Genomic DNA, 26,310 nt, shown 5'->3' with positions numbered 1-26,310 from the left:
ATACTTGAAAAGAAACGCTATAAGGTCTTTTCATTTGTTCACGAACCGGCTAGTATACGCACCGTCTTGAGGCAAAGATGTAAAGGCCAACAAAGACAGCGGAGCGTGGCGCAGCTTGGTAGCGCGTTGCAATGGGGTTGCAAAGGTCGCAGGTTCGAATCCTGTCGCTCCGACCAAATATGTTGAAAAACGCCGCTTAGGTTAAAACCGAGCGGCGTTTTTTTGTCTGAGTGTTTCGTGTGGTCCGCTAGTCCATCAGGCCAGCCATTAGCTATTCACTAATAGTGAATACAGGAATCCGCATCAGCGTTGCAAGCTGAGAGCGATCTTGCAATAAGTCGGCAAGAGTATATTGATCTAATACGCTAAGAAATGCCGATAGCGCTTCCGCTAATATCGGCCTCAATCGGCATGAGGGCGTGATTACACAGCTGTTATCGTCACGAAAACACTCGACCAGCGCCATCTCGCTTTCAGTGTCGCGAATCAACGCCCCTAAAGAAATTGTTTCTGGCTGCCGGCAAAGCAGCAGCCCGCCCTTTTTACCGCGTATCGCGGTGAGATATCCCTTTTGATTGAGCTCCTGGACAATTTTCATTAGATGATTGCTTGAAATGAAAAATGTCTCAGCTATTTCTTTGATCGTCGACCGTTCTTCGCCCTTAACCGCGAGATATAGCAGTACGCGAATTGAGTAATCGGTATAGCGAGTTAGGTGCATAGAAAGCCATCAGCGCAAGAAAAACTCCATTGTACGGCGTGCAAAGGCATGCTGAAACGATATTCACGATATGTTTACGCCATGATTTACGCCATGAGGAAAGCTTGGTATCTTAAAGGTGTATTTAAAATATATCTTATGAGGTGCTTATGTTGACTCCTGCGCAAGAAGACATTATTCAAATGACTGCTCCTGTAGTGGCTGAGCATCTCAACGCCATTGCTCAGCGTTTATATCCGCTTATGTTTGAGCGCTATCCTCAGGTCAAGCCATTATTTAACTCGACACATCAAAAAAATGGCGGCCAGCCTCGCGCGCTAGCAGGCATGATATTGGCCTATGTTCAACTGCGCCAATCGCCCCAGAAAGCGCGTGAAACCTTAGAAATAGTGGTCAATAAACATGTCGCCTTGGACATTCAGCCGGATCAGTATCCTATTGTCGGTGAGTGCTTAATGGCGGCCATTGGCGAGGTGCTTGGGGATGCCGTTACGCCTGAAATAGCCGATGCGTGGAGTGGGCTGTATCAGGAGCTGGCTGATGTCCTGATAGACATGGAAAAACAGCGCTATAACACCTTTGAACAGCAGCCCGGGGGCTGGCGTGGCACGCGCCGTTTTCGGATTGCGCAAACCAAGCAGGAAAGCAGCGTCATTCGTTCATTCATTCTAGAACCTGAAGACGGTAAAGAAGTCGCTGTCCATCTACCAGGGCAGTATATTGGTGTGAAGCTGTTTATCAACGGGGAGTCGGTTTATCGGCATTACAGCCTTTCAGATGTACCCAATGGCCGCTCTTACCGGCTTTCCATCAAACGCGAAGACCATGGTGTTGCAAGTCGACACTTTCATGACCAGTTGAGCATCGGCGACACTATTGAGCTGCTGCCTCCCGCCGGTGAGTTGATATTGGCCGGTGATAACGAGCCGCTGCTGCTGATTAGCGGCGGCGTTGGTCAAACGCCCTTGCTGCCAATTGCCAAGCAGGCGCTTAAGTTAGGCAGAAACGTCACCTATTTGCATGCCGCATTAGATATTGAACATCACGCGTTCGGCGATGCTCTGGCCGTGCTGCGCACGTCCTACCCTGAGCAACTAAATACGGTAACTATTTACGAAAATCAGGCGGGTGGTGATCATCAAGGTCGAATCGACGATGCGTTGCTAGCAAATTATTTGACGCCAGAGGCCCGCTGCTATTTTGTTGGTCCTCATGCCTTTATGGTGCTGGTCAATCGCGAGTTGGAGCGGTTAGGTGTGCCGGCATCAATGCGCCATTTTGAACACTTTGGACCGGCTGAAGCGTTAAATACGGTTTAAATAACAAATGTTATTCAGGTGAGGCCAGCCTAGTTAAGCCTCTTCTTTGAGCTAGGGCCGAAAAATCCATGGCGGAGAGTTTGAATCGAACAGAAATCCTATTATTTTGAGTATGCAAAGGGCTCACTAAAAAAAGCCAAGGGGTAGTGGTAGGTAGCGCTTTCCGTTAAGCTCCTCAGCAATTTTATCTGCTGTTTTGAGGTGATTGTATGTGGAGCCTTATCAGGCTGTCTGCCATATCACTATCGTTGTTGGTGATAGCTGGTTGCTCAGATCCAAAAATCGATACTAGCTCCATGCCAGCGTCAGTCGTTTCAGTCGAAAACGTGCGTGAATCACTGCCTGTTTATAAACGAAACGATTTTGATAAAGCGCTGATCATCATTGCTACCGCGACCTTTGATGGCATCGATATTCTTAATCCGCAACGTATGAATGCCGCTGAGATTGCCGAGTTGGCTAATGCTCAAATGCATGGGCTAACGGGAGACGAAGTCATTAAGCGTGCTGACGAGATACTGCGAGAGCGGCGCTCAAGAGAACGCGAGCAGGCCATTCGAACATTGTCCCGCCTTCAAGAAAAGCAGGCGAAAGCAGCAAGCGATAAAGAGCAGCTAGCGCGTTTTAGCATTGATGAAGCTCGATTTTATATCAGCGAGAGTCCTTATGGCGCTCCCGAACCGGTTATTGATCTTAAAATGACCAATGGCACCGCCCAGGCCTTATCGCAGCTTGCCCTGAGGGGCGTTGTGATGAGTCCAGGCCGGGAAACGCCCTGGGTCGATGAAACCTTCTATTACATCATTGCCGGTGGCATTGAGGCGGGGGAGACTCAGTCGCTAAGCCTTGCACCCAACCGGTTTGGGCCATGGGGAAACGTGGAGATTCCTGAAAGCGCGACGCTAACGATTAGTGTGGAAGGCGTGCGCGGTCAAGACGATCAGGCACTGTGGGATTCATCCGATTTGACGGCTAGTGAAATAGACAGGCTAGCGCGTTTACGCGATCAATATGGAGATGCCATGGCATCCTCAGAAAAGTAGCGACTGAAAAAATGCCACAACGTAAAAAAGCGCTATCGGTTGACCGGTAGCGCTTTTTTTGATTGGTTAGGGCCTACACGGCGTCGTTACTTTCCTTCCATTTGATCCGCTAACGCTGCGGCCATTGCCTCTTTCCATTCACCTTCGCTAAGACCCCAATGGGCCATTTCTGCTTGATCTGGCTGGCCTTCAACAGCATTACGAAGTTTGTCTGTCGAGCTGCTTTCATAGCAATGTTTTGCGAAGTCTTTCGTTTTGCCACTATTAAGTTGGTCAATCATCGGCATTGTGAATTCCTTTCAGCAGTTAATGAGTGAGTCGTACGCTCTTTAAGTCATTACGTTAGGGCTGATTTTTATAAATTGGTTCCCCTGCATGCCTGAATGCCCAGCGTTGGTACTATCGGATGAACAAGGTATCTACAAAAATTTTGCATGCGATGGTGGCAAGAAGCAGCATGATAAGGTTGTCGAACCAGCGGTGAGGTAGACGTTTGCCTAAGCTTGCGCCAAACGGCATGGTAATTAGCAACACCATCAAGGCGGCCATGCTGAGCAGGAAGCGCTCCCATGTGAGAATGCCAGTGGCAATGAGTGCCGGCATTTGAACGCTGGTAATCGCAACAAAGAAAACCGATATTGAACCAATAAATACGCGTCGTTCGAGCTGCATCGCATTAAGAAAAGTCACCGAAGCCGGTGCCGACATGCCTGCTGCTCCTTGAAGAATACCTGCCATTAGCCCTGCAGGAATAACCACGCGTTTAGCCGTTTCAAAAGAGAGCGTAAAATGGCGCCTGGTTAATTTAATAACCAGATACAAGACAATCGCACAAGCCACGCCGAGTGACAGCATGTCGGGCGATAATATTACGAGCCCCCAAGTTCCCAATAGGATGCCCAGGCCGCCGGCGATAGAAAAAACGGCTAAAAAGCGCAGTGGCAATAAATCATGACGGTATTGCCATATCTGTAAGGCGTTACTAAACAGGTTAGGTGCAATCAGAATCGCGATAGCGAGCTGCACGTCGTAAAGCATCGTGAGAATAGGTACGACAATAACCGGGACACCTGACCCTATCGCGCCTTTGACGATTCCAGCAATCAACAACGTAATAAACGCAATTAGCATGGGCGGGTCCGGTGATTGCTAAAAAGTCAGCCGCCTTACCTAGGCGGCTGAATGGTGAGTAGGCGGCAATTTGATTACACGTTCGGCTATTTCAACACATAGCAGGGCGTGTAGGGCTGCCCATCAAGTTTCATACGGCCCTGAGCGACGAAGGAGGTTAATAGCTCATCTAGGCGGTGCATCAACTCAGGTTCAGCCGTCAGCTCGAAGGGGCCATGGGCTTTAATTGCACGAATACCGGGTTCTTTTACGTTGCCAGCGACAATCCCTGAAAAAGCGCGGCGGAGATTAGCCGCCAGCTCGTGAGTAGGCTGTTGGCGATGCAGTGCCAGAGCGCGCATTGCTTCATGGGTCGGTTCAAAGGGCGCTTGAAAGTCACGTGCAATCGTCAGGCGCCAGTTGTAGTAGAAAGCGTCCTGATGCGCGCGCCGGAATTCAGCGATCTCATCGATACCTTGACGCATGCTACGCGCAACGGCTACCGGATCACCGGTAATGATGGTGTAGTAGCGACGAATATCTTCGCCAAGGGTATAGACTAAAAACTCGTCTATTTTTTGGAAGTAGGCTGCCGAATCAGCAGGGCCGCTAAAAATTAACGGGAAAGGAATGTCTTTGTTGCTGGGATGCAGCAAAATGCCTAGCAAATAGAGAATCTCCTCTGCGGTACCCACGCCGCCAGGGAAAACGATGATGCCATGCCCTAAACGCACAAAGGCCTCTAAGCGCTTTTCAATATCCGGCATAACGACTAATTCATTGACGATAGGGTTAGGCGCTTCGGCCGCGATTATGCCGGGCTCTGAAATGCCTAAATAACGGCCTTCTTTGCGTCGCTGTTTCGCATGGGCGACGTTCGCGCCTTTCATTGGCCCTTTCATGGCGCCAGGCCCGCAGCCGGTACAAATATCTAAATCGCGTAGGCCTAGGTGGTAACCGACATCTTTAGTGTATTCGTACTCTTCCCGTGAAATGGAGTGGCCGCCCCAGCAGACGACGAGACTTGGGTCACGACCGGGCTTCAGCGTGCCTGCTTTGCGCAGGATATGAAAAACCGCATTAGTGGTGCCTTCCCCTGTACTTAGGTCAAAGCGGTCATGGTGCTGAATCTCATTATAAACGTACACAATATCGCGAATGATCGACGAAAGATGTTCACGAATGCCACGAATCATGCGGCCGTCGACAAATGCTTCTGCTGGTGCGTTAGTCAGTTTTAGGCGAATGCCGCGATCTTGTTGCAATACCTCAATATCGAAATCTTTGTAGGCTTCTAAAATAGCGAGGCTATCGTCGGTGGGGTTACCGCAATTCAGCACTGCCAGTGCACAGCGTCTTAGCAGGTCATGCAGACCGTTTTGAGACGTGCTATGGAGTCGATTTACTTCATGTTGAGAAAGTACTTCGAGGCTTCCCTCGGGGGAAATGATGCTCGAAAGGGTCGCGCGAGGTTGAACGTTTGCGGTCATTAGTGAGGCTGTCCATGATCGTTTGATAACTGCTTTATGCATACTATCACGCTCAAGCAGTGGGTACAGCGCAACGGGAGCGTATCGCAGCTGTGCTATTATAAGCGTTATAAAGTGATGGCGACTAAAGAGCCTTTTGCTTAGTAAGACTGTTTCGTAAAGGCCGTTTTATAGATTTTTTTAAACACTGCCTTGTAGAAATTGTCTCAAAAAAGCTGTTCCCAAAAACTGCTCCAAAAGAATGTTCCCAAGGCCATGGCGATTAACTATGTTTAATGCCCAGTATTTTCGTACCTTTATCACGCTTGTAGAAACAGGGAGTTTTACACGCACCGCGCATCGTTTAGAAATGACTCAGCCTGGCGTAAGCCAGCATGTCCGCAAGTTGGAACGATACTTAAATAAAGAGCTGCTGGAACGCAAGGGGCGTAGCTTTACGCTCACCGAAACGGGCCGCCGAGCCTACGACTATGCTTTGAAGCTGTTTGCCGATCACGAGCAGTTCCGCCATGGTCTGGACGATGACTCTTTAGACAGCGGCGATTGCCGGATAGCATCCCCTGGAAGTGTCGGTCTGATGTTTTATCCGTTTATCTTAGGGCAGCAGCAAATGCATCCTAACTTAACGGTCAATTATAGCTTTGCCTTTAACCATGAAATTGTGAATGACCTTCTTGATGGGCGTTACGACATAGGCATTGTGACGGAGGCGATGAGCCATTCTGAGCTTGATTGCTCGCTTTGGCACCAGGAGCCGCTGTGCTTAGTCGTACCCGCTGATTTTGCTGGCAGCACCTTGTCAGATTTAATGGGTATTGGCTTTCTGAATTATTACGATGGCATCAACCATGCTAACGCGCTGCTGCGCGCAAATTATCCGGATGAGTTTCGTTCGATGACGCATTTCCGGCATCAGGGTTTTACCAATGAAGTGAGCATGGTGTTAGACGCGGTCGCCAGGGGGCTGGGTTTTACGGTGGTATCGCGGCTGGTACTAGAAACTTCGCCTTGGCAGCGTCAGGTTAAAGAGCTTAATTTGCCAAATGCGGTCAATGAAGTGCTGTATCTATTACGTCGGCGTGACTCCGTTTTGCCAAAGCGCTATGAGAAGCTTTTGAACGGATTTCATGCTCAGCGCCTGCAAGAAAAAACGCCCCTGTTGCCGTTGAATATCTCGGCAGCAGAGGCGTTGTGATTAATCGACGTTAGGAGTTGCGGTATTCGTCGATGCTTGGGCAAGAGCAAATCAACTGACGATCGCCAAAGACATTGTCGACGCGGTTAACGGCGGGCCAGTATTTAGACGCTTGGACAGCTGGCGTTGGGAACGCCGCTAGCTGGCGGTCATAGGGCCGCTGCCAGTCGTTATCCATAAGATCCGCCTGAGTATGCGGTGCATTCACGAGCGGGTTGTTATCCAGCGGCCACTCGCCACGCTCGACACGCGCAATCTCTTCCCGAATAGCAATCATCGCATCGCAGAAACGGTCGATTTCATACAGCGACTCAGACTCAGTCGGTTCAATCATCAGCGTGCCAGGCACCGGGAAGGACATAGTCGGCGCGTGGAAGCCATAGTCCATTAAGCGCTTAGCGATATCTTCTTCGCTAATCCCAGAGGCGCCTTTAAGCGGACGAATATCAATGATGCATTCGTGTGCCACTGTGCCATTCTTTCCGCGATAAAGAATAGGAAAGGATGTTTCTAAGCGCTTGGCAATGTAGTTGGCGTTGAGGATGGCAAGCTCGGTTGCTTCCCGCAGCCCGCGAGCGCCCATCATCTTAATGTAAGCCCAGGAAATAGGCAGAATGGACGCGCTGCCGAAGGCTGCCGCGGAGACGGCGCCGCTATCAGCATTGACGCCGCTGATGGGCGTTACGACGTGGTTAGAGACATAGGGCGCAAGGTGCGCTTTAACGCCAATAGGCCCCATGCCCGGGCCGCCGCCACCGTGAGGAATACAGAAGGTTTTATGCAGGTTGAGGTGGGAAACATCGCCACCAAAATCACCGGGTCGCGTTAAACCTACTTGGGCATTCATGTTGGCGCCATCGATATACACCTGGCCACCATTGTCATGAACAACGTCGCAGGCTTCCCGCACGCTCGTTTCAAACACGCCGTGCGTAGAAGGGTAGGTCAGCATAATGGCTGATAGCTGGTCGCGGTGTTGCTCGGCTTTAGCGCGCAGGTCCGCCATATCAATGTTGCCGTTTTGGTCGCATTCAACCACCACCACCTTCATCTGCACCATGGCCGCTGAGGCAGGGTTGGTGCCGTGGGCAGAGCTAGGAATTAAGCAGACATCGCGATGGCTTTCACCCTGAGCGGCCTGATAACGACGAATGGCTACTAATCCGGCATATTCGCCCTGTGCACCGGAGTTTGGCTGCATCGAAAGATGATCGTAACCGGTCACTTCGACCAGAAAAGCCGAGAGTTCGTCGATCATCTGATGGTAGCCGGCGACTTGATCGCGAGGCGCAAAGGGATGCAGGTGCGCAAACGATGGCCAGGAGACGGGTATCATTTCGCTGGTGGCGTTAAGCTTCATGGTGCAGGAGCCGAGCGGGATCATCGCGTGTGCTAACGATAGATCCTTATTCTCAAGGCGCTTTAAGTAGCGCAGCATTTCCGTTTCACTGCGGTAGCGGCTAAAGGTTGGGTGGATCAAAAAATCGCTTTCACGCTGGCAGCTAGAGGGAATGCCCGATGTGCCGCTTGAGATGACCTGCTCGTCCAGTACCGCGACAGACAGGCCGTGTTCATCGCCAAGTAAAACGTCAAACAGCGTCGCGATGTCGTGAGCTGTGGTGGTTTCATCCAGGCTGATGCTCACATCGCCATTGGCAAAGTAATGTAGATTAATGTCGTGGGTCATGGCGCGGCCATGAATCTTGCCTGCGTCCACACCGGTTAAGCACAGCGTATCAAACCAGCTGTCATGGGCGAGCGATAAGCCGGCTTGCTTGAGACCTTCGGCAAGTAACGTTGCCAGGCGGTGAACGCGACCAGCAATCTTACGTAGGCCTTCAGCGCCGTGATAGGTGGCGTAGAAACCGGCGATATTGGCCAGCAACGCCTGTGCAGTACAAATGTTAGACGTCGCTTTTTCACGACGAATATGCTGCTCGCGCGTTTGCATCGCCATGCGCAGCGCCGTATTGCCACGGCTATCTTTAGACACCCCGATAATGCGCCCAGGAATGGAGCGTTTAAGTTTATCGGAGGTGGCGAAGAACGCCGCATGTGGGCCACCAAAGCCCATCGGTACGCCAAAGCGCTGTGAGTTGCCAACGACGATGTCGGCACCCAGCTGGCCGGGCTCTTTCAGCACCACAAGACTCAATAGATCGGTGGCAACGCAGGTCATAATATTGCGTTCAGCGGCTTGGCTTATGAGCGGCGCAAGATCACGCACCTGGCCAGTTGCTGAGGGGGACTGAACCAAGGCGCCAAACACATCATGCTGGGCTAGATCTTCAGCGGCACCAACAATCAGTTCAAAGCCAAAAAACTCGGCGCGTGTTTTGACGACATCCAGCGTTTGCGGAAAAACGTCGTCGGCCACGAAAAAGGCGTTGGACTTGCTTTTCTTATTGCCACGTTTGCAAAGCGCCATGGCTTCGGCAGCGGCGGTTGCTTCATCAAGTAGTGAAGCATTGGCAAGCTCCATGCCGGTTAAATCCATCACGACCTGCTGGAAATTTAGCAAGCCTTCAAGACGGCCCTGGGAGATCTCTGGCTGATAGGGCGTGTAGGCCGTATACCAGCCGGGATTCTCTAGCACGTTGCGCTGGATAACCGCGGGCATATGAGTGCCGTAATAGCCTTGGCCAATATAGCTTTTAACCACGCGATTTTGCCGCGCAAGCTGCGCTAAGTAATCGAGTGCTTCTGCTTCGCTGCGCGGATCGTCAAGCGCTAGCTCGCGCCCAAGGCGAATGTCACTTGGCACCGTTTGCTCAATTAAATCGTCCATGTCCTTCATGTTGAGCGCGTTTAGCATGCTAGATACGTCGTCGGCATTGGGGCCGTTATGACGTTTAATAAAAGCATCGTGATCGGCCAGCTCGGCCAGGCGGCGTGTTTCAAAAGACATGAGGTAGATTCCGGACGTTAGAAGAGAACCGTGCAGCGGCAAAAAGCGAAGAGCCCGCCAGAAACGGCAGGCTCTACTATCGTATTAGTCGTCAGCGCCAAGCGTTGCTTGATACGCATCTGCGTCTAGCAGGTCTTCGAGAGCCGCGTCATCAATGCGTACTTTCATGATCCAGCCGCCGTCATAAGGAGAGTCATTGACTGTTTCTGGAGAGTCTTCAAGCGCTTCATTGACATCGATGACCTCACCATTCACGGGTGAGTAAAGATCAGATGCCGCTTTGACAGACTCAATAACACCGAACTCCTGACCTTTCGTAAGCACTGCACCTACTTCAGGTAATTCGACAAAAACCACATCACCTAACGCTTGCTGAGCGTGATCGGTAATACCTATTGTGAGGGTGCCGTCTTGATGATCAAGCACCCACTCGTGACTTGCAGCATAACGAAGATTTGCGGGAAGGTTGCTCATGATAATTTCCTATATGAAGCGGTTTTCTGTATCTAAGCATACTAGCGCTTGTGGCTCGCCTTGGCGACTGTCAGTGGGTAGCCGGCAAACGAATAATGCTGCATGTTAACGTGTTTCCAATCGGAAACAAGTTTCTTGATCACTCCTTTGCGAGCTTGATCAGGACATGGTTTCGTTAGGAGCCCAGCATTGCACGCAGTTATAAAAAAAGCAGCATACGCTATGAGCAAGCGACATCACCCTATGAGCTGACTAAGTATATAGTGTAAAACATGCGTGATAACTCCGTGACAGCGTCATGTTTGATCGCCAAAGTGTTCTTACAGACAGTGCTTAGGAATAGTTCTTAGAAGCAGTTCTTAGAAGCAGTTCTTAGAAGCAGTTCTTAGGATCGGCATTCCGTCTGTCATGTATAGCCAATAAATGCAACAAATCTAAGGGTGAGGAGAAGCGCGTGGAAATGTTAACTAACCTATTAGGAGCCATTAATGGCGTGGTCTGGGGGCCACTCATGCTGGTTCTGTTGCTGGGCGTGGGTATATACCTACAGCTTGGCTTGAAACTGATGCCGATCAGAAAACTCGGCATGGGTTTCAAGCTAATGTGGGCTGGTCGTGAGCCCAAGGCAAGCGCTGATAACGTCGTGTCGAAAGACAGCGATGAGGGGGAAATATCGCCTTTTGATGCTTTGATGACAGCGCTTTCTGCCACGATCGGGACCGGTAATATTGCCGGTGTGGCTACTGCCATTGCGCTAGGTGGGCCCGGCGCGGTTTTTTGGATGTGGATTACTGCATTAGTGGGTATGGCGACCAAGTTTGCTGAAGCAGTCTTGGCCGTTCGCTACCGTGAAACCGATAGCACGGGGTTCCATGTCGGCGGGCCGATGTTTTATATCAAAAATGGTCTAGGCAAAAAGTGGCTGTGGTTAGGTGGCGTATTCGCTTTCTTTGGCGCTGTGGCGGCGTTTGGAATTGGTAATACTGTCCAGTCCAACTCCGTGGCGGATGCTATGGACATCACCTTCGGCGTACCTCACTGGCTGACGGGCATCGTCATTATGGTATTGGCAGGTGCAGTGATTCTGGGTGGTATCAAACGTATTGCTAAAGTCGCCGGTAAGCTGGTGCCGATTATGGGGATTGCCTACGTGGTGGCTGGCCTGCTGGTGTTGATTATCAACGCTGATCAGATTGGCGAAGCGTTTGGCCTGATCTTTTACTACGCTTTTAATCCGATGGCGGCGGCCGGTGGCTTTGCCGGTGCTGCTGTCATGGCAGCCATTCGCTTTGGTGTCGCCCGAGGCATCTTCTCTAATGAAGCAGGCCTGGGTAGTGCACCTATTGCACACGCAGCGGCAAAAACTAAAAACCCGGTACGCCAAGGATTGATTGCCATGTTGGGTACCTTTATCGATACGATTATCGTGTGCACGATTACCGCATTGGTGATTTTGACCTCTACCGTATGGATGGAGGGAGAGGCTGGCGCATCGCTGACCGCACTTTCATTTGATGCAGCGTTACCTGGGTATGGTAACCAGATCGTAGCGGTGGCATTGGCTATTTTTGCCTTCACCACCATTCTTGGCTGGTCATTCTACGGAGAGAAATGTTGCCAATTCCTGTTCGGAACCGGCTCTATCATGATCTATCGGGTGCTGTTTGTATTGGCGATCCCGCTAGGGGCTATTGCGCAGTTGACCTTTATCTGGCTAATGGCTGATACCTTTAATGCAATGATGGCGATCCCTAACTTGATTGCTCTGGCACTACTTTCACCCGTAGTCTTTAAACTGACCAAGGACTATTTTGACGGCAAAGACGTGTTGCCGGGTGAAGAGCTAGACCACGATCAATAATGCGCTAAGCGCTTGACGCGCTATTGAGTGCATGGTGTCAGTCATTACAGAGGCGGGAAGACACTTAGTCGGTGGCTTCCCGTTCTCTTTTAAGTGATCCATTTAAGTGAGGAATGTCTCATGACAACGTTAAAGCAAACGCCGCTTCACGCATTACATTGTCGGCTAGGTGCAAAAATGGTGCCTTTTGCTGGTTACGATATGCCGGTGCAATATCCGCTGGGTGTTAAAAAAGAGCATGAACATACGCGCCATCAGTGCGGTCTGTTTGATGTTTCGCACATGGGGCAAATTCTGGTCTCAGGCGACAACGTAGCGCAGGCTCTTGAAACGCTGATACCCGCTGATCTCGTCGGACTGGAAAAGGGCGCTCAGCGCTATGGGATTTTCACCAGCGCTGAAGGCGGAATCATTGATGATTTGATGCTGGTGAATGCCGGTGATCATTTTTATCTTGTCGTTAACGCCGCCTGCAAAGATCAAGATTTGGCGCATTTGCGGTTGAGTTTGTCAGCGACCCATACTATCGAGCCCTTAGAGCGCGGATTACTGGCGCTGCAGGGCCCGCTGGCACGTGATGTGATGCAGCGGCTTTGCCCCGAAGCTTGCGAGCTGGTGTTTATGCAGCACGGCCGCTTTATCATTGCAGGCCAGGAAGTGTGGGTTAGCCGTAGCGGCTACACCGGCGAGGATGGCTTTGAAATATCCGTCGCCGCCGATTTCTGCGAAGAGTTTGCTGAACGACTGCTTGCCGAGCCCGAGGTCGAGGCGATTGGGCTGGGCGCGCGTGACTCGCTGCGGTTAGAGGCGGGGCTGTGCCTCTATGGCCATGATATGGATATGCAAACCACGCCGATAGAGGCTGGGCTCATTTGGGCAATTGGCAAGCCGCGTCGTCATGGCGGTGAGCGTCCGGGTGGCTTCCCAGGTGCCGATGTGATTTTGCATCAAGTCGATACCAAAGATCATACCCGCAAGCGTGTAGGACTTTTGGCTGAAGGCCGGGCGCCGGTGCGCGAAGGTGCCCCATTGGTAGATGCGGCAGGCAATGACGTAGGAATAGTTACATCGGGTGGTTTTGGTCCCAGTATCGGTACGCCGGTTGCTATGGGCTATGTGAACCGCGAGCAGGAAGCCCCGCAAAGCGTTGTGTATGCGGTCGTGCGCGGTAAACAGCTGCCGATGGTGGTGACGCCCATGCCCTTTGTAAAAGCGGGCTATTATCGCGGTTAATAACAGCACGCCGCGCAAGGCGCTAGCATGTTTCTAGCGTCTTGCGCCTCGGATTAAAAGATAAGCTGGGCATAGCGACATTGAAACGTGTTCGCCGTCGCTTGGGAGTACGACGAATAAGCGCAGGCGCGAATACAGCTCAAAGGCGTTGCTTCGTTGTTAACCGCTGAATTAGTATGGCTGCATCTGTGATGCTTAGGAGTATCGACTTTTGACCACCTCTCAGGGGACGCGTCGTCCCATCAAAACCCGTGACCATCGTTTCGCTCAACGTATTACTGTCTGGCTGAGTAAACGGCAGATCTCTCCCAATCAGATTTCCCTTGCGAGTATCGGCTTTGCAGCGTTCGCTGCTCTGATGTTGGTGTTTTGGCGCCATGCGGAAGGGGGTGCCGATTGGCTGCTGCCGATAATGGCTATTGCCGGTATTCAGGGGCGGCTGCTGTGCAATCTTTTCGATGGCATGGTCGCCATGGAAGGTGGCAAGTCAACGCCTTCTGGTGAGTTGTACAATGACATGCCTGACCGGCTTGCAGATACCTTGCTGCTTGTCGCCGCGGGCTATGCCGCCGCAAGCTGGCAGCCAGCCGGTATTTGGATGGGCTGGCTGGCGGCTATGCTAGCGGTGGCAACGGCCTACGTTCGTGTGTTGGGTGCTTCGATGGGTGCGCCTATGCGCTTTCTCGGGCCTATGGCTAAGCAACACCGTATGGCGCTATTGACCGCCGCCTGCTTAGTTAGCGTATTAGAATCTTTTTGGTGGCCGAAGGGTGTCGCTATGTTTGTGGTGACGCTAGTGTTTGTTGTTGGCTGTACCTGGACGATTGCGCGCCGTACCCGCGCTATTCATTGCTATCTTGTGGATCAATCGCATGTTATCAGCAGCGATCCTGAGCGGGCGACAGAGCAGGGTGCGGATCATGTTTGAGATTGCACCCCATGCACGAACGGTCGTGCTTGCTGTGCTGGGGTTGCTGTGCGTGGCCAGTTTGTCTCGACTGTGGTTGGCGCAGCAGAACCCGACCCGGGATTATCAGGAGCTAAAGCTGCGTATTCGCTCCTGGTGGTGGATGATTGGTCTGCTATTTGTTGTGCTGATGCTCAATCGCCAAGCGGGAATTGTGTTCTTTGCATTTCTTAGCTATTTAGCACTTAAGGAATTCTTTTCGATTGTGCCGACCCGGCTCACCGATCGTCGCGTGTTGTTTTGGGCTTACCTGGCCATTCCGCTGCAGTATTTCTGGATATGGCATGACTGGTACGGCATGTTCAACGTGTTCGTACCTGTTTATGTATTTTTATTCCTGCCTGTACGGATGCTGCTGCTGGGTGACAATAATGGCTTTATCCGCTCAGCCGGTGTTATTCATTGGATGGTGATGCTAGCTGTTTACTGTATTAGCCACCTGGCCGCGCTATTAACACTGCCGGTGATAAATCATGCTGCAGGATATCTTGGCCCCGTTCTTTTTGTGATCTTTCTGACTCAGTTCAATGACGTATGCCAGTACATTTGGGGCAAACAGGTGGGTCGACGCAAGATTATTCCCTTAGTGAGCCCGAATAAGACCTGGGGAGGTTTTATTGGTGGCTGTGTCACGGTGACGCTTTGCTCGGGCATGATTGGTCCTTATCTAACGGGACTTTCCTGGCAACTGAGTTTGGTGGTTGGGGCGATGATTGCGGTGGCAGGCTTTTTTGGCGATGTCGTCATTTCTTCTGTCAAACGCGATCTAGGTATCAAGGACACGGGGCAGTTAATACCTGGTCACGGCGGCATTCTGGATCGACTCGATAGCATTATTTATACCGCGCCTATCTTCTTCCACTTCTATCGCTATTTTGCTTATTAAGGGAACCGCCATGAAACGCTGGCTGAAGATACTGTCTTTCATGCTTGTGGTTAGGCCTCTCATTATCATTGTTATTGGGCTTAATGTTTATCAACGCGAGCGGCTGCCTAAGCAAGGGCCGCATGTCATTATCGCCAATCACAATAGCCATCTTGATACGCTGGTGCTGATGAGCCTGTTTCCGTGGTCGCAGTTACACCGGGTTCGTCCTGTCGCGGCAGCGGATTACTTTCTCTCCAATCGCTGGCTGGCTTGGTTTTCGACGAACGTGCTCGATATTATCCCAGTGCATCGTGATGGCAGCGCTGAGCGCAAGGATTTACTGGCGGATTGCCAAACGGCACTGAAAGCTGGCGATATACTTATCCTATTCCCTGAAGGCAGCCGCGGTAAGCCTGAGTCGATGCAGCCAATGAAAAAAGGCGTTTATCACATGCTCAAGGAAACCCCGGAGATTGGTGTAACCCCGGTGCTACTAAGAGGCTTAGGGCGTGCGCTGCCCAAAGGCGAAGCATTACTGGTGCCACGTAATTGTGATGTGGCGGTGGGAGACAGCATCTATGCAGACCAGACGGCTGAGGGCTTCATGGGAGCAGTGGATGAGGCTTTTGTAGAGCTTAAAGCGCAGTGTCAGGGCAGTGCCTGGCTCGATGAAGGTTTATGAGCCACCGGCCAGGCTGTGCGTTTATATTCCGCTTGACTCGTCTATCTAAGTACCTGCCTAGGGTCGATAGGCTTGCCGCCTTGGCGTAAATCAAACAATAGGTCATAGCGCTGAGTCGAATCGCTTTGGCCTATTTCGCACAGTGCGTCACCGGCGCTGACCTGCTGTCCTACCTTAACCAAGATACGCTCACACAGGGCGTACACGCTTTGCAGATTATCGGCATGGTGCACGATGACCACCTCGCCTAGCTGGCGCATCCCGTTGGCAAAGCGAACCTCTCCTGGTGCCACGGACTGGGCGCGGGCACCGGCTTGAGTAGCCAACAACATGGGCTGTAGCGTGCCTCGGCTATCAGGGCCGAACCGGCGAACCACGCGATAATCTTCAAGCGGCCAGGGCCAGCGTCGTGCTGATGCGGGCAACGGCTGGCTGGGTGCACTGACGGCTGTCGGCGGGCTAGCGTTTGACGATCCGCCGCTTGAGCTCGCTGAGCTTCTCGTCGCCGTACTGCTTAGCGGTAGGCTAATGACTTGGCCTACTCGTAAGCTGGTAGCTGATGTGCCCGCGTTGGCACCCTGAATACGTCCACTGGTGGTGCCAAAATGCCGCGCGATGCTTGAAAAAGTATCGCCGGGTCGAATTTGATAACGATAAGGCCCGCCGGAAGGCGCACGCTCTTGCTGAGTGGGAATCAATAGCCGCTGGCCGACTTCAAGGCGGCGTGCATCGACGCTTGGATTAAAGCGCTGCAGACGCTCTAGCGGTACGCTAGCTCTTGCGGCCAATTCCCCCAGGGTATCGCCACGGCGTACTTGCACCCAGTCGCCGCTGAGCTGGCTGGCGCTAGGTGCTGCTCCTTGAGACGACGATTGCGGGCCGCTGGCACAGCCGGTTAGCATCCCCGCAAACAGACAGCAGCCCAGTAGGGCTGTCAGTCGTGCGCGGTTCGGTCGTCCAGCAGGCCATCTTTTTCCAGCCAGAGTGCATTGATCCATGTGTGGAAGCGTTCCTTATGCTGCTTTTCGTCGTGGTGGTCTGGTGTGTTAACCCACAAAGGAATGTCTAGTTGCCGTGCGTATAGCGCAATGGGGGCTTCTTTACCGCACAAAAATCCCCAAAAAGTGGGCGACGAGTTGGTGTAGCTTATCGTCACATCTAGGATACCATCCAATTGGTTTCCTAGCAGGCTAAGTACCTGCGCCACGCCGCCTGCCTTAGGGCGCAATAAGTGGCGATAAGCACTCTGCTGCGCTTCGCGTTTGGCGACGCTAAAGCGCGTACCCTCAACAAAGTTAAAAATGGCAATCGGAGTGTTGCGGGCCTGTTGGCACATACGCTCGGTCGCTGCACGATCAATGACGGCTAATTTAGGATTTTTGGCTATCTGCTCTCGACTAAATCGACGCATAAAAGGAAATTCTAGCGCCCAGAAAGCCAAGCCGACGATAGGAATCCAAATTAACTGGCGCTTTAAAAAAAATCGCGGCATTGGAATACGCCGATGCAATGCCATAAACAGCATGAAAATATCAGTCCAGCTGCGATGATTAGATATCACTAACCAGCTTTGTTGAGGGCTAAGATGATCGGGAATGCTGAAGTTTACGTCAGGTTGAAGCCAGTGACGCATCCACCATAAGTTACAACCAATCCAATTAAGCGCGACCGCATTTAAGCCGCGCAACACGCACTGCTTTAGTCGCTGCCCCGGCGTTATAATTTTCAGCAAGGTCAGTAGAATAAGAGGTACACCCCAAACCAGCGTGTTGAGCACCAGCAGCAGTGCGCTAACCAGCCCTTTTACAATAGGCATACCACGTTTCCTTAACGTCAGATCAATCGCTAATTAACCCTGAATGCTAAAGGATCAAAGCCGCGCTGCCCAGCATAAACAGCAAGGTTAGCCTTTAGAAAACGGTTCTTTAGTCGTGAGGTGTCGACGGTGCCTTAACAAATTCAAGCAATACGTTGCGCAGTGCATGGGCGGCGACTGATAGCTCTTGCTGAGTCAATATGCCTGCGTGGCAAGAAATGCCGGGTGCTGTGAGTGGTATCGTGAGCGCACCATTTTCATTACTTCTTCGTTGATGACATCGTGCACGGTAATATTGATTTTAAAATATTGCTGACGAAATCTAACCAGCGCAGCGGATAGTAAATTACATGCAAAGACAGACATTGCCGCGATGCTTAGACGGCCAAACTGCAGCGTAAGCGCTGACCCAGCCGCTCTTCGGTATTGTCCCACTGGGCAAGAAGGTGTTTGGATAGCGGTAGCAGCACTACGCAGTTTGCGCACCAGCGGCAATATTGATTACCCATTACATTCAACGACAACAATGTGAGGCATGACAATGGCAGGTTTCGATAAGCGCGTATCTTCATATGAAGAAGCAATGGAAGGTATTGAAAACGGTATGACGGTGATCGCTGGCGGCTTTGGCCTTTGCGGGATCCCAGAAAACCTCATTGCTGAAATTAAGCGACGTGGCGTTAACGACCTTACCGTGGTTTCTAATAACTGCGGTGTCGATGGCTTTGGCCTGGGACTGCTCCTTGAAGAACGTCAAATCAGTAAAATTCTGGCTTCTTATGTCGGTGAGAATGCTCTATTTGAGCAACAAATGCTCAACGATGAGATTGACGTGGTATTAACCCCTCAAGGCACCCTGGCAGAGAAAATGCGTGCAGGCGGGGCGGGTATTCCGGCGTTCTATACCGCGACGGGCTACGGCACGCCCATTGGAGATGGCAAGGAAGTACGTGAATTTAACGGTCGACACTATATTTTAGAAGAAGCGATTATTGGTGACTTCGCCATTGTGAAGGGCTGGAAGGCCGACCGCTATGGCAACGTTATGTATCGTCATACGGCGCAAAATTTTAATCCTATGGCCGCCACCGCAGGAAAAATCACCGTGGTGGAAGTTGAAGAAATCGTTGAACCAGGTGAGCTTGAGCCTAGCCAGATCCACACGCCGGGCATTTATGTGGATCGGATTATTCAAGGCACGTTTGAAAAACGCATTGAAAAACGCACGGTGCGTAGCTAATTCGTTAGCTTTTTTTAAATATTTATTTTTTCAAATGTCCTTTAGCTGCTCACTTATCGATTCAATAAAGAGGAAGTCACCATGGCGTTAACAAGAGAACAAATGGCTCAGCGTGTCGCACGTGAACTGGAAGATGGTTTTTACGTCAATTTGGGCATCGGTATTCCTACGCTGGTAGCCAACTATATTCCAGACGGTATCGACGTCATGCTGCAGTCTGAAAATGGTCTGCTGGGGATGGGCCGGTATCCCACCGAAGACGAGCTTGATTCGGACATGATCAATGCGGGTAAAGAAACGGTAACGGCGCGCCCCGGCGCGGCGATTTTTTCTTCTGCAGAATCTTTTGCCATGATTCGCGGCGGTCACGTGGATCTGACCGTGCTCGGTGCTTTTGAAGTTGATCAGGAGGGAAACATTGCGTCTTGGATGATCCCGGGCAAGCTGATCAAAGGCATGGGCGGTGCTATGGATCTGGTTGCTGGCGCGGATAATATTATTTGCACCATGACCCATGCATCTAAGCATGGCGAATCCAAACTGCTGGCAAAATGTGAGCTACCCTTGACCGGCGCTGGGTGTATTAGCCGTGTTTTAACCGATCTGGCCTATCTTGAAATTAAAGACGGCGCTTTTATTCTCAAAGAGCGCGCCCCAGGTGTCAGCGTCGAAGAGATTATTGAGAAAACGGCGGGCAAGTTGATCGTTCCAGACCACGTGCCCGAAATGACCTTTGACGCCGAATAATAAGCGGGTAGCTTACATTACTTGAATGGCGTAAGGCGGGCTCGCTAAGGGCGACGTCTACGCCATTTCGCAGCGGGTGTGATCAGGCAGAAGTACCTCAGCAATGCGGCCATGAGCGCTTTCAGTGTGCGTTTGAACCAGCGACAAGCCGCCTAGGCAAACCCGATGCTCATCGCCCTCGCCAAACACTACTTTTTGCGATGTTGTGGGGTAGAAGCGGTGGTCAAGCAGTGGCGAAATAGCAAAGACACCATTTTGATGCTCGTTTAAACCTGGCATGCCTAGCTCGTGGAGTTTTTGATCCAGAGCTATTAATGGCTCGCCCAGCTGCGTGCAATCAAAGCCTGCATGATGCAAGCGCGGGCCCATAACAGCCAGCCAAGCGGCAAGCGGATGAGCCGATAGCAACTGTTGATAAAGCTCCCACGATGGCATGGGCCAGGGCCTGCCACGGCACAGCAAATTGTGGCCTTTGCAGTCCTGTGGATGCGATTGCTGTACCAGCGCTTCGATCGCTTTGCGTGGAGCCTTTGATAGCGTGCCCATTTGTAGTTCGGCCAGTACCAGCCAACTGCCGCCATCGCTCGGCGCTAAAAGGCTAACCAGGAGGCCTTTGTCAGCCATTGCATAGCGGCCGATTGGTCGATACCCCATACGAGCCAAGCTTCCCGTTAGGGCAGTGGCGGCAAAAGGGCCATGATTAAGGGTCACTAACGTTAGGTAGTCGGCGGTGGTCGAGAGAGGCCAAAGCCTCAGCGCTCCGATGTCGGAATGCGTATGTATATAGTCAAGCCACAGCTGCTGAACAAACTCATTACGCTGCATGGTGAACTCCTTGCCCAAAAGCGGCGCACCCTAGCGTGAGCCGTTGAGTCACTGCTTATTATAGGCAAATGCGAGAGGCAAGAGTTCAACGGGTATTAACGAACGTTTTAACGCTAAGCTTTTAAGACGGAGAACAAACTAGGTTAATGTCAATAATGTTAATATCAACAATGTTCATGGCAACAATGACCAGCGTTAACCAGCAAGCAGCTGTTTGTCGCGCACAAACTGGTCAAACTCCGTAAAGCCGCCAACATGTACCTGATCGACGAACACCTGAGGTACTGTATGGATAGGCTTACCCGCAGTTTTGGCAATATCTTCTTTTGTCACGCCTTCGGACGGCATGTCGACATAGCGGTAACCTTCAATTTTACCGGCCTTTTCTAAGTGTTCCGCGAGATGCTTTGCACGCACGCAGAAAGGGCATGACATTCGACCAAAAATAACCACAAACATAGATGGCACTCCTTTACGATAGGCTGGACAGGCTGCTAACAGGCAATAATTGCGTGAATAAGTTGCCGTTAGTTACGCGATAAATGAGCGCCTATTGTGACTGAGCCCAACGCTTTTCGCCAATAGACGCTCACTACGCTAGCTATAATTGACGGTTATCGGCCCGTAAGTACTCTGTAGTGATAAATGTCATCGCAATCAACCCTGACGAAAGGAAAATGCCTATGCCTTCTCAAGCGACTACCGCGCCGCGTGTTGCGTTGGTAACCGGTACTAGCAGTGGTATCGGTGCTGCTGTGGTGGAACATTTTTGCAAGCTAGGGCACCAGGTGCTCGCGGTAGATTTTAATCCAGCGGGAAAGGCTGTTGCGGGAAAAGCGGGCGCTGTGTTTTATGAAGCCGACCTGAGCGATCCGGATGCGTGCCGTGGGGCCGTAACTGAGGCGGTCAAGCGTTTTGGTAGTGTCGATATACTGGTCAATAATGCGGGTATTCAACATGTTGCCTCCATCGAGACGTTTCCCGAAGAGAAGTGGCACCAGATCATTGATTTAATGCTGACCGCACCATTTTTACTGACCCAGGCAGCATGGCCGCACATGCGAAAAAAGGGCTGGGGTCGAATTGTTAACGTAGCGTCAATCCATGCGCAGGTGGCATCGCCGGGAAAAGCGGCTTACACCAGTGCTAAGCACGGGATGATTGGTTTGACTAAGACGGCTGCGCTTGAAGGCGGGGAGCAAGGTATTACCGCAAATGCAGTTTGCCCAGCCTATGTGAAAACGCCGCTAGTGGATAATCAGATTGCCGACCAGGCCAAGCTGAATAACATGGATGAGCAGGATGTTGTCGAAAAAATAATGCTAAAACAGGCTGCGATAAAGCGCTTAATCGAGCCTGAAGAGGTTGCCCAGTTAATCGCTTATCTGGCCTCTGATGCGGCGGGCGCCGTCACCGGCTCCAGTTTTAATATTGATCTAGGCTGGACGGCGCACTAATCGCGCATAGCTTTCAGTCCGCTGCCAATCTTGCACGGTCGTCGGTGGTTAATCTAACGACGTACCGGGCGTTTTTGAAGCTTACGCTGAAGAGTGCGACGGTGCATGCCTAATGCCCGAGCGGTGGCAGATATATTGCCGTCGTGCTCTTGCAGCACTTTTTGAATATGTTCCCAAGTAATGCGGTTAATTGATGGAGGGTTGTCCGCCAGTTCAATGTCGGGATCACCGCTTTGGCGCTCAAAAGCAATCAATACATCGTCTGCATCCACCGGTTTACATAGGTAGTTTGCGGCGCCGAGCTTAATGGCTTCCACCGCCGTGGCAATGCTGGAATAACCGGTCAGCACGACGATGCGGCAATGAGGCGAGATAGCCAACAGTTCAGGCAGCAGCTTTAGGCCAGAACTATTTTCAAGCTTCAGGTCAAGAGTCGCCATGGTGGGCAAGTGCTGTGCGGCCATCGTAATCGCCTGCTCCGCATCGTGAGCAACAGTAACGCTATAGCCGCGCCGCGTGAGTGCGCGATTTAAGACATGACAAAACATTTCGTCGTCATCAATGATCAGCAGGCGTTGCTCTTGAGTTGGCATGATGTCCTTAATCCATTGCTGGAGATGCTTTAAGCGTGCGTCGATTAATTAGGCGCCGCGCAGCGAGGTAGCGTTACTTCTGTCAGCGTACCTCCTTCGGGGTGATTGTACAGGCTCACACCGCCGCCAAAGCGGTTGATGGTGGCATGCGTTAAAAATAAGCCGATCCCCATCCCTTTGCTTTTAGTAGAAACGAAGGTTTCGCCTAACTGGTCGGCAATCGACATGGCAACGCCGGGGCCATGGTCGCGAATATCAATCACCACATTATCGCCCTGCCAGTCTAGGCGGATCGCAACTTGGTCCGGGTTTGCATCAGCGGCGTTGTTGAGTAAGTTCATGAGCGCTTGGTCAAGAGTGGCATCGACCGCTAACCAGGGGCGCCCACGCTTCTCGGTCACGCTAAACAGGTGGTTCACGTCTGGCCGCAGCACTAGCCAGCGCTGTACCACTCCTGCTAGCCATGTTTCAGCATCAAGCACTTCAGGTTCAGCCATCCGCCGACGATCAGCATTTAGCACTAAATTTTGTAAGCGTGATTTGCATATATCCACCTGCTGGCGTAGTAGCACGATGTCTTCATGTAGCACTGAGTTGGTAGGGGCGTCACCCTGCATTTCTTTGAGTAGAATGGCCATAGTAGACAGCGGTGTTCCCAGTTCATGCGCAGTGCCCGCGGCTTGAGTGGCCACCGCCAGAACCTGTTCGTTTCGCAGCGCGGCTTCACGCGTGCGCGACAGCGCTTGGTCACGGCTGCGCAGGGCGTGGGCCATTTTATAAATAAAGAAAGTCACGAGTCCTGCAGACAGGCCGAAATTAAGCCACATGCCAAGCACGTGCAGGTTAAGCAGATCGTCGCTATTAATATGCCCCAGTTGATGAATCGGATGATACAAAAACATTAAAAACGTATAGCCGGCCATCGAGCACGCGGCAATGATCCATGCATGGCGCCAAGGTAGGGTGGCTGCCGCAATGGTAATAGGCACTAAGTAATAATTAATAAAGGGGTTGGTAGAGCCACCCGAAAAGTAAAACAGCAGCGTCAAACCGGTGATGTCAGCGAGTAAGTGCAGTAGGTACTCAATATGCGTCACCGCTCGAGGGCGTCCCAGGCGCCACCAGGTGGCAATGTTGAGCGCGCCCATGGCAATGACTACGCCGACAACAGGAGTGACCGGTAAGTCGAAGGCCAGCAGTTCAACGCCGACAATGATGGCGATTAAAAAGCCTGTCCAGGTGATGCCACGTACCATGGTGAGTCTCACCAAGTTACGGTTGGGTGTGGACAGCGGAAGAGGAAGGGCGGTTTGCATGATACGTTTACTTCGTTTTGGCTTTTAAACCGTGAATGACAAACTTGATAAACAGCGTCATCACATAGGTTGCCCAGCCGGCAGAGGCCAGTATATTAAACAGCAGCATTTTAGGCGGCAGCCAGGCACTACTCAGCAAAGCAGCGAGCATAATGTGGAAGAACATCGCGAGTAAGAGCGGTAGTGCTAAAATATGTATCCACATATCGGTGCGCCGTTTGCGAATATGATAGCGGTGCAGTAAGTAGCGCAGTGGCCGGTGAGCCCAGCTAAAAACCACCAGAGCGCCGATCACCAACAGTATGGCAAGCGTGGGTTCAGTGCTGCCGATATGGACAGACAGCGAAATAGACCAGGCGAGACTAAGCCACATTAATCCTTCTAGGCTGGCAATAATGTCTGCATAGCGACGCACGTTCTGCATAAACAATCCGATCCTTGCCGATAAACCTGCTTGTGAAAACAGTCAGTGTAAAAGTGTGGTCATGATACGACACTTGAGCAAGGCTGTGGGGGCTTGAAGAGTGGATTTATCCACACGGCTAATTGCGTATACTGTGCGTACCCTTGTTTTAGCGACTTTACTTCAGCACAGGACTTGCCATGGACACTGTAACTCTGACTCGCCCAGATGATTGGCATCTTCATTTACGTGACGATGGCGCATTAAAAGCCGTTGTAGGACATACCGCCGCTCAGATGGGGCGCGCGATCATTATGCCAAATCTAACGCCGCCGGTGACTACTACTATTCAAGCGCTTGAATACCGCCAGCGTATTTTAGAAGCCTTGCCAGTGGGTAGCACTTTCGAGCCTTTGATGGTGCTGTATCTCACCGATACCACGCCCCCCGAGGAGATCGAGCGTGCTGCACAAAGCGGTATTGTCAAAGCAGTGAAGCTTTATCCGGCTGGCGCAACGACCAATTCCGACTCTGGTGTCACCGATTTGGCGCACTGCGACGCAGCGATTGCGATGATGGTGAAGGTCGGTATGCCTTTGCTAGTGCATGGTGAAGTGACCGATGCGCAAATTGATATTTTTGACCGTGAAGCAGTGTTCATTGAGAAGGTTATGAAGCCGCTGCTGGAACGCCATCCGGCACTGAAGGTGGTGTTTGAGCATATTACTACCAAGCAGGCGGCCGAGTTTGTCGTTCAAGCGCCGGATAATGTGGCCGCCACTATTACGGTGCATCACCTGCTGTTTAATCGTAATAAAATGCTGGTGGGCGGTATTCGTCCGCATTATTACTGCCTGCCCATTTTGAAGCGTGAGCAGCATCGTCAGGCGCTGTTAAAAGCGGCCACGAGCGGTAGTCATAAGTTCTTTCTCGGCACCGATAGCGCACCGCATTCGCAGGATGCTAAAGAGTCAAGCTGTGGCTGTGCTGGTGCTTACACAGCGCCTGCAGCCATTGAGCTTTACGCAACGGCTTTTGACGAGATGAATGCGCTGGACAAGCTGGAAGGCTTTGCAAGCCTTAATGGCCCGCGTTTTTACGGCCTTTCGCCGAATGCTGACCGCATCACGCTGGAGCGGCGTGAGTGGCGTTTGCCTGAAAGCTATCCTTATGCGCAGGGCGAGCAAATTGTTCCGCTTTTAGCGGGCGAGACGCTTAGCTGGGCAGTCAAGGCGTAGGCTTAACCGTTATACCGTCGGCCACGCTGCCGACGGTAGAAGTGGCTTTAATCAGCGAGCGCTATATTGTTGCCGTTAATCGGCGTTGCCCAGCTGTTGAAGCATTTGATCGACCATGCGTGATGAGTGATCGGCCGCTACTTCTAAGAACTGATCAAATGAAAGATGGTTGTCACCGCTGCCAGGAATATCAGAAAGGGCACGAATCACCACAAACGGGCATTGATAAAGATGGCACGTTTGCCCAATGGCGGCGCCCTCCATCTCGACGGCCAGCATCGTAGGAAACTGAGCCCGAGTAGCTTCGACGCGCGCAGGGTCAGCCATAAAGGCGTCACCGGTAGCAATCAAACCTTCACGTACCTGAACCTCGCCTAGCGAGGCGATAGCGTTACGAGCAATACCGCGAAGCTGCGTATCAGCGAGGTAGGCGGCGGGCATGCCCGGCACCTGGCCTATTTCGTAGCCAAATACCACGGCATCAACGTCGTGATGGCGTACTTCTTCTGAAATGATGACATCGCCAATGGCTAAATCAGCAGCAAATCCGCCTGCTGAACCGGTGTTAATGACGGCATCGGGCTGATGGCGTTCGAGCAAAATTGCCGTACCTACCGCGGCGTTTACTTTGCCAATGCCCGATAACAGTACGATGACTTCAAGGCCATAGCGTTTGCCCGTATGAAATACAAAGCCTGCGTGTTCATAGCGTTGAGCGTCTTCTAGCTGGCTGACTAAGGCGTCAACCTCTTGCGCCATCGCGCCAATAATACCAATGCGCTTCACTGCACAATGCTCCTGAGT

General features: G+C 51.7%; 27 protein-coding genes and 1 tRNA gene. 13 read left to right on the top strand and 15 right to left on the bottom strand.

Features of this window, described 5'->3' with window-relative positions:
* Positions 1-99 precede the first annotated feature (99 nt).
* Positions 100-176, top strand: a tRNA-Pro gene (locus tag CIK78_RS11585).
* Positions 177-271: 95 nt separating this feature from the next.
* Here CIK78_RS11585 and CIK78_RS11580 read toward each other — a convergent pair.
* Positions 272-721, bottom strand: a complete 450-nt coding sequence (locus CIK78_RS11580; RefSeq protein ID WP_096280187.1) for an Rrf2 family transcriptional regulator — start codon at positions 719-721, stop codon at positions 272-274.
* Positions 722-870: 149 nt separating this feature from the next.
* On the opposite strand from CIK78_RS11580, the gene CIK78_RS11575 reads away from it, so the two are divergent.
* Positions 871-2,040, top strand: a complete 1,170-nt coding sequence (locus CIK78_RS11575; protein ID WP_096280185.1) for a globin domain-containing protein — start codon at positions 871-873, stop codon at positions 2,038-2,040.
* Positions 2,041-2,249: 209 nt separating this feature from the next.
* The gene (locus CIK78_RS11570; protein ID WP_318781605.1) at positions 2,250-3,083 is read left to right on the top strand and encodes a DUF6694 family lipoprotein; all 834 of its coding nucleotides are present in this window, start codon (positions 2,250-2,252) and stop codon (positions 3,081-3,083) included.
* Between the two features lie 86 nt (positions 3,084-3,169).
* Here CIK78_RS11570 and CIK78_RS11565 read toward each other — a convergent pair whose 3' ends face one another.
* The 3 genes from CIK78_RS11565 to ppnN all read right to left on the bottom strand — a co-directional run bounded on the left by CIK78_RS11565 (position 3,170) and on the right by ppnN (position 5,683).
* Positions 3,170-3,370: a hypothetical protein gene (locus tag CIK78_RS11565; RefSeq protein WP_096280183.1), complete on the bottom strand. Its 201-nt coding sequence runs from the start codon at positions 3,368-3,370 to the stop codon at positions 3,170-3,172.
* A gap of 112 nt (positions 3,371-3,482) precedes the next feature.
* Positions 3,483-4,214: a sulfite exporter TauE/SafE family protein gene (locus CIK78_RS11560; protein WP_096280181.1), complete on the bottom strand. Its 732-nt coding sequence runs from the start codon at positions 4,212-4,214 to the stop codon at positions 3,483-3,485.
* 86 nt (positions 4,215-4,300) lie between these two features.
* Positions 4,301-5,683, bottom strand: a complete 1,383-nt coding sequence (gene ppnN, locus CIK78_RS11555; protein WP_096280179.1) for a nucleotide 5'-monophosphate nucleosidase PpnN — start codon at positions 5,681-5,683, stop codon at positions 4,301-4,303.
* Between the two features lie 268 nt (positions 5,684-5,951).
* Here ppnN and CIK78_RS11550 point away from each other — a divergent pair, with 268 nt between their 5' ends.
* The gene (locus tag CIK78_RS11550) at positions 5,952-6,878 is read left to right on the top strand and encodes a LysR family transcriptional regulator (RefSeq protein ID WP_096280177.1); all 927 of its coding nucleotides are present in this window, start codon (positions 5,952-5,954) and stop codon (positions 6,876-6,878) included.
* 10 nt (positions 6,879-6,888) lie between these two features.
* Here CIK78_RS11550 and gcvP read toward each other — a convergent pair whose 3' ends face one another.
* Positions 6,889-9,786 (bottom strand): aminomethyl-transferring glycine dehydrogenase, encoded by a 2,898-nt coding sequence (gene gcvP / locus CIK78_RS11545; RefSeq protein WP_096280175.1) that lies wholly within the window; start codon positions 9,784-9,786, stop codon positions 6,889-6,891.
* 84 nt (positions 9,787-9,870) lie between these two features.
* The gene (gene gcvH, locus CIK78_RS11540) at positions 9,871-10,260 is read right to left on the bottom strand and encodes a glycine cleavage system protein GcvH (RefSeq protein ID WP_096280173.1); all 390 of its coding nucleotides are present in this window, start codon (positions 10,258-10,260) and stop codon (positions 9,871-9,873) included.
* 454 nt (positions 10,261-10,714) lie between these two features.
* Between gcvH and CIK78_RS11535 the strand changes: the two genes are divergently transcribed.
* From CIK78_RS11535 to CIK78_RS11515, 5 genes are all read left to right on the top strand, one after another.
* The gene (locus CIK78_RS11535) at positions 10,715-12,121 is read left to right on the top strand and encodes a sodium:alanine symporter family protein (protein WP_096280171.1); all 1,407 of its coding nucleotides are present in this window, start codon (positions 10,715-10,717) and stop codon (positions 12,119-12,121) included.
* A gap of 120 nt (positions 12,122-12,241) precedes the next feature.
* Entirely contained in the window at positions 12,242-13,354 is a 1,113-nt protein-coding gene (gcvT, locus tag CIK78_RS11530; RefSeq protein WP_096280169.1) for a glycine cleavage system aminomethyltransferase GcvT, read from the top strand.
* Between the two features lie 211 nt (positions 13,355-13,565).
* Positions 13,566-14,282 carry a CDP-alcohol phosphatidyltransferase family protein gene (locus CIK78_RS11525; RefSeq protein WP_096280167.1) on the top strand — a complete coding sequence of 239 codons (717 nt, stop codon included), beginning with the start codon at positions 13,566-13,568 and terminating at the stop codon, positions 14,280-14,282.
* A complete protein-coding gene (locus tag CIK78_RS11520) occupies positions 14,275-15,207 on the top strand; it encodes a phosphatidate cytidylyltransferase (protein ID WP_096280165.1) in 933 nt (310 codons plus the stop codon). Before CIK78_RS11525 ends, CIK78_RS11520 begins: the two co-directional genes overlap by 8 nt.
* A 10-nt stretch (positions 15,208-15,217) precedes the next feature.
* A complete protein-coding gene (locus tag CIK78_RS11515; protein ID WP_096280163.1) occupies positions 15,218-15,871 on the top strand; it encodes a lysophospholipid acyltransferase family protein in 654 nt (217 codons plus the stop codon).
* 41 nt (positions 15,872-15,912) lie between these two features.
* Here CIK78_RS11515 and CIK78_RS11510 read toward each other — a convergent pair whose 3' ends face one another.
* The 3 genes from CIK78_RS11510 to CIK78_RS18160 all read right to left on the bottom strand — a co-directional run bounded on the left by CIK78_RS11510 (position 15,913) and on the right by CIK78_RS18160 (position 18,053).
* Entirely contained in the window at positions 15,913-16,773 is an 861-nt protein-coding gene (locus CIK78_RS11510; protein ID WP_096280161.1) for a M23 family metallopeptidase, read from the bottom strand.
* Positions 16,774-16,805: 32 nt separating this feature from the next.
* On the bottom strand, positions 16,806-17,687 hold the full coding sequence (locus CIK78_RS11505) for an acetyltransferase (RefSeq protein ID WP_096280159.1): 882 nt from the start codon (positions 17,685-17,687) through the stop codon (positions 16,806-16,808).
* Positions 17,688-17,882: 195 nt separating this feature from the next.
* Entirely contained in the window at positions 17,883-18,053 is a 171-nt protein-coding gene (locus CIK78_RS18160; RefSeq protein WP_328515358.1) for a hypothetical protein, read from the bottom strand.
* A gap of 175 nt (positions 18,054-18,228) precedes the next feature.
* Between CIK78_RS18160 and CIK78_RS11495 the strand changes: the two genes are divergently transcribed.
* Positions 18,229-18,927: a CoA transferase subunit A gene (locus CIK78_RS11495; protein ID WP_096280157.1), complete on the top strand. Its 699-nt coding sequence runs from the start codon at positions 18,229-18,231 to the stop codon at positions 18,925-18,927.
* 81 nt (positions 18,928-19,008) lie between these two features.
* Positions 19,009-19,674 carry a CoA transferase subunit B gene (locus tag CIK78_RS11490; RefSeq protein ID WP_096280155.1) on the top strand — a complete coding sequence of 222 codons (666 nt, stop codon included), beginning with the start codon at positions 19,009-19,011 and terminating at the stop codon, positions 19,672-19,674.
* A gap of 57 nt (positions 19,675-19,731) precedes the next feature.
* Here the strand turns inward: CIK78_RS11490 and CIK78_RS11485 are convergent, their stop codons facing one another.
* Together CIK78_RS11485 and CIK78_RS11480 are read right to left on the bottom strand one after the other, a co-directional pair.
* Positions 19,732-20,499 (bottom strand): DUF1338 domain-containing protein, encoded by a 768-nt coding sequence (locus CIK78_RS11485; protein ID WP_096280153.1) that lies wholly within the window; start codon positions 20,497-20,499, stop codon positions 19,732-19,734.
* Between the two features lie 195 nt (positions 20,500-20,694).
* Positions 20,695-20,958, bottom strand: coding sequence for a GrxA family glutaredoxin (locus CIK78_RS11480; protein ID WP_096280151.1), 264 nt, complete (start codon positions 20,956-20,958; stop codon positions 20,695-20,697).
* Positions 20,959-21,182: 224 nt separating this feature from the next.
* Here CIK78_RS11480 and CIK78_RS11475 point away from each other — a divergent pair, with 224 nt between their 5' ends.
* Positions 21,183-21,956 carry a 3-hydroxybutyrate dehydrogenase gene (locus tag CIK78_RS11475; protein WP_096280149.1) on the top strand — a complete coding sequence of 258 codons (774 nt, stop codon included), beginning with the start codon at positions 21,183-21,185 and terminating at the stop codon, positions 21,954-21,956.
* Positions 21,957-22,009: 53 nt separating this feature from the next.
* Here CIK78_RS11475 and CIK78_RS11470 read toward each other — a convergent pair whose 3' ends face one another.
* The 3 genes from CIK78_RS11470 to CIK78_RS11460 are packed head-to-tail and all read right to left on the bottom strand — an operon-like array spanning position 22,010 to position 24,289.
* Entirely contained in the window at positions 22,010-22,549 is a 540-nt protein-coding gene (locus tag CIK78_RS11470) for a response regulator transcription factor (RefSeq protein WP_096280147.1), read from the bottom strand.
* Between the two features lie 44 nt (positions 22,550-22,593).
* A complete protein-coding gene (locus tag CIK78_RS11465; protein WP_096280145.1) occupies positions 22,594-23,865 on the bottom strand; it encodes an ATP-binding protein in 1,272 nt (423 codons plus the stop codon).
* A gap of 7 nt (positions 23,866-23,872) precedes the next feature.
* Positions 23,873-24,289 (bottom strand): hypothetical protein, encoded by a 417-nt coding sequence (locus CIK78_RS11460; RefSeq protein ID WP_096280142.1) that lies wholly within the window; start codon positions 24,287-24,289, stop codon positions 23,873-23,875.
* Between the two features lie 179 nt (positions 24,290-24,468).
* On the opposite strand from CIK78_RS11460, the gene pyrC reads away from it, so the two are divergent.
* Complete coding sequence (pyrC, locus tag CIK78_RS11455) at positions 24,469-25,506, top strand: dihydroorotase (protein WP_096280140.1); 1,038 nt, start codon at positions 24,469-24,471, stop codon at positions 25,504-25,506.
* A 75-nt stretch (positions 25,507-25,581) separates the two neighbouring features.
* Here pyrC and mtnN read toward each other — a convergent pair whose 3' ends face one another.
* Positions 25,582-26,292 (bottom strand): 5'-methylthioadenosine/S-adenosylhomocysteine nucleosidase, encoded by a 711-nt coding sequence (gene mtnN, locus CIK78_RS11450; RefSeq protein WP_096280138.1) that lies wholly within the window; start codon positions 26,290-26,292, stop codon positions 25,582-25,584.
* Positions 26,293-26,310: the final 18 nt, after the last annotated feature.

The sequence above is a fragment of the Halomonas sp. JB37 genome (assembly GCF_002332255.1).
Lineage (GTDB): Bacteria > Pseudomonadota > Gammaproteobacteria > Pseudomonadales > Halomonadaceae > Vreelandella > Vreelandella casei.
The sequence above is the reverse complement of the archived record's forward strand: the minus strand, read 5'-3'. Positions and strand labels throughout refer to the sequence as shown.

Excerpts from the sequence above, each read along its gene's own strand:
- CIK78_RS11580 (WP_096280187.1), bottom strand. The coding sequence starts at position 721 with ATGCACCTAACTCGCTATACCGATTACTCAATTCGCGTACTGCTATAT.
- CIK78_RS11575 (WP_096280185.1), top strand. The coding sequence starts at position 871 with ATGTTGACTCCTGCGCAAGAAGACATTATTCAAATGACTGCTCCTGTA.
- CIK78_RS11570 (WP_318781605.1), top strand. The coding sequence starts at position 2,250 with ATGTGGAGCCTTATCAGGCTGTCTGCCATATCACTATCGTTGTTGGTG.
- CIK78_RS11565 (WP_096280183.1), bottom strand. The coding sequence starts at position 3,370 with ATGCCGATGATTGACCAACTTAATAGTGGCAAAACGAAAGACTTCGCA.
- CIK78_RS11560 (WP_096280181.1), bottom strand. The coding sequence starts at position 4,214 with ATGCTAATTGCGTTTATTACGTTGTTGATTGCTGGAATCGTCAAAGGC.
- ppnN (WP_096280179.1), bottom strand. The coding sequence starts at position 5,683 with ATGACCGCAAACGTTCAACCTCGCGCGACCCTTTCGAGCATCATTTCC.
- CIK78_RS11550 (WP_096280177.1), top strand. The coding sequence starts at position 5,952 with ATGTTTAATGCCCAGTATTTTCGTACCTTTATCACGCTTGTAGAAACA.
- gcvP (WP_096280175.1), bottom strand. The coding sequence starts at position 9,786 with ATGTCTTTTGAAACACGCCGCCTGGCCGAGCTGGCCGATCACGATGCT.
- gcvH (WP_096280173.1), bottom strand. The coding sequence starts at position 10,260 with ATGAGCAACCTTCCCGCAAATCTTCGTTATGCTGCAAGTCACGAGTGG.
- gcvT (WP_096280169.1), top strand. The coding sequence starts at position 12,242 with ATGACAACGTTAAAGCAAACGCCGCTTCACGCATTACATTGTCGGCTA.
- CIK78_RS11520 (WP_096280165.1), top strand. The coding sequence starts at position 14,275 with ATGTTTGAGATTGCACCCCATGCACGAACGGTCGTGCTTGCTGTGCTG.
- CIK78_RS11515 (WP_096280163.1), top strand. The coding sequence starts at position 15,218 with ATGAAACGCTGGCTGAAGATACTGTCTTTCATGCTTGTGGTTAGGCCT.
- CIK78_RS11510 (WP_096280161.1), bottom strand. The coding sequence starts at position 16,773 with ATGCTAACCGGCTGTGCCAGCGGCCCGCAATCGTCGTCTCAAGGAGCA.
- CIK78_RS11505 (WP_096280159.1), bottom strand. The coding sequence starts at position 17,687 with ATGCCTATTGTAAAAGGGCTGGTTAGCGCACTGCTGCTGGTGCTCAAC.
- CIK78_RS18160 (WP_328515358.1), bottom strand. The coding sequence starts at position 18,053 with ATGTCTGTCTTTGCATGTAATTTACTATCCGCTGCGCTGGTTAGATTT.
- CIK78_RS11495 (WP_096280157.1), top strand. The coding sequence starts at position 18,229 with ATGGCAGGTTTCGATAAGCGCGTATCTTCATATGAAGAAGCAATGGAA.
- CIK78_RS11490 (WP_096280155.1), top strand. The coding sequence starts at position 19,009 with ATGGCGTTAACAAGAGAACAAATGGCTCAGCGTGTCGCACGTGAACTG.
- CIK78_RS11485 (WP_096280153.1), bottom strand. The coding sequence starts at position 20,499 with ATGCAGCGTAATGAGTTTGTTCAGCAGCTGTGGCTTGACTATATACAT.
- CIK78_RS11480 (WP_096280151.1), bottom strand. The coding sequence starts at position 20,958 with ATGTTTGTGGTTATTTTTGGTCGAATGTCATGCCCTTTCTGCGTGCGT.
- CIK78_RS11475 (WP_096280149.1), top strand. The coding sequence starts at position 21,183 with ATGCCTTCTCAAGCGACTACCGCGCCGCGTGTTGCGTTGGTAACCGGT.
- CIK78_RS11470 (WP_096280147.1), bottom strand. The coding sequence starts at position 22,549 with ATGCCAACTCAAGAGCAACGCCTGCTGATCATTGATGACGACGAAATG.
- CIK78_RS11465 (WP_096280145.1), bottom strand. The coding sequence starts at position 23,865 with ATGCAAACCGCCCTTCCTCTTCCGCTGTCCACACCCAACCGTAACTTG.
- CIK78_RS11460 (WP_096280142.1), bottom strand. The coding sequence starts at position 24,289 with ATGCAGAACGTGCGTCGCTATGCAGACATTATTGCCAGCCTAGAAGGA.
- pyrC (WP_096280140.1), top strand. The coding sequence starts at position 24,469 with ATGGACACTGTAACTCTGACTCGCCCAGATGATTGGCATCTTCATTTA.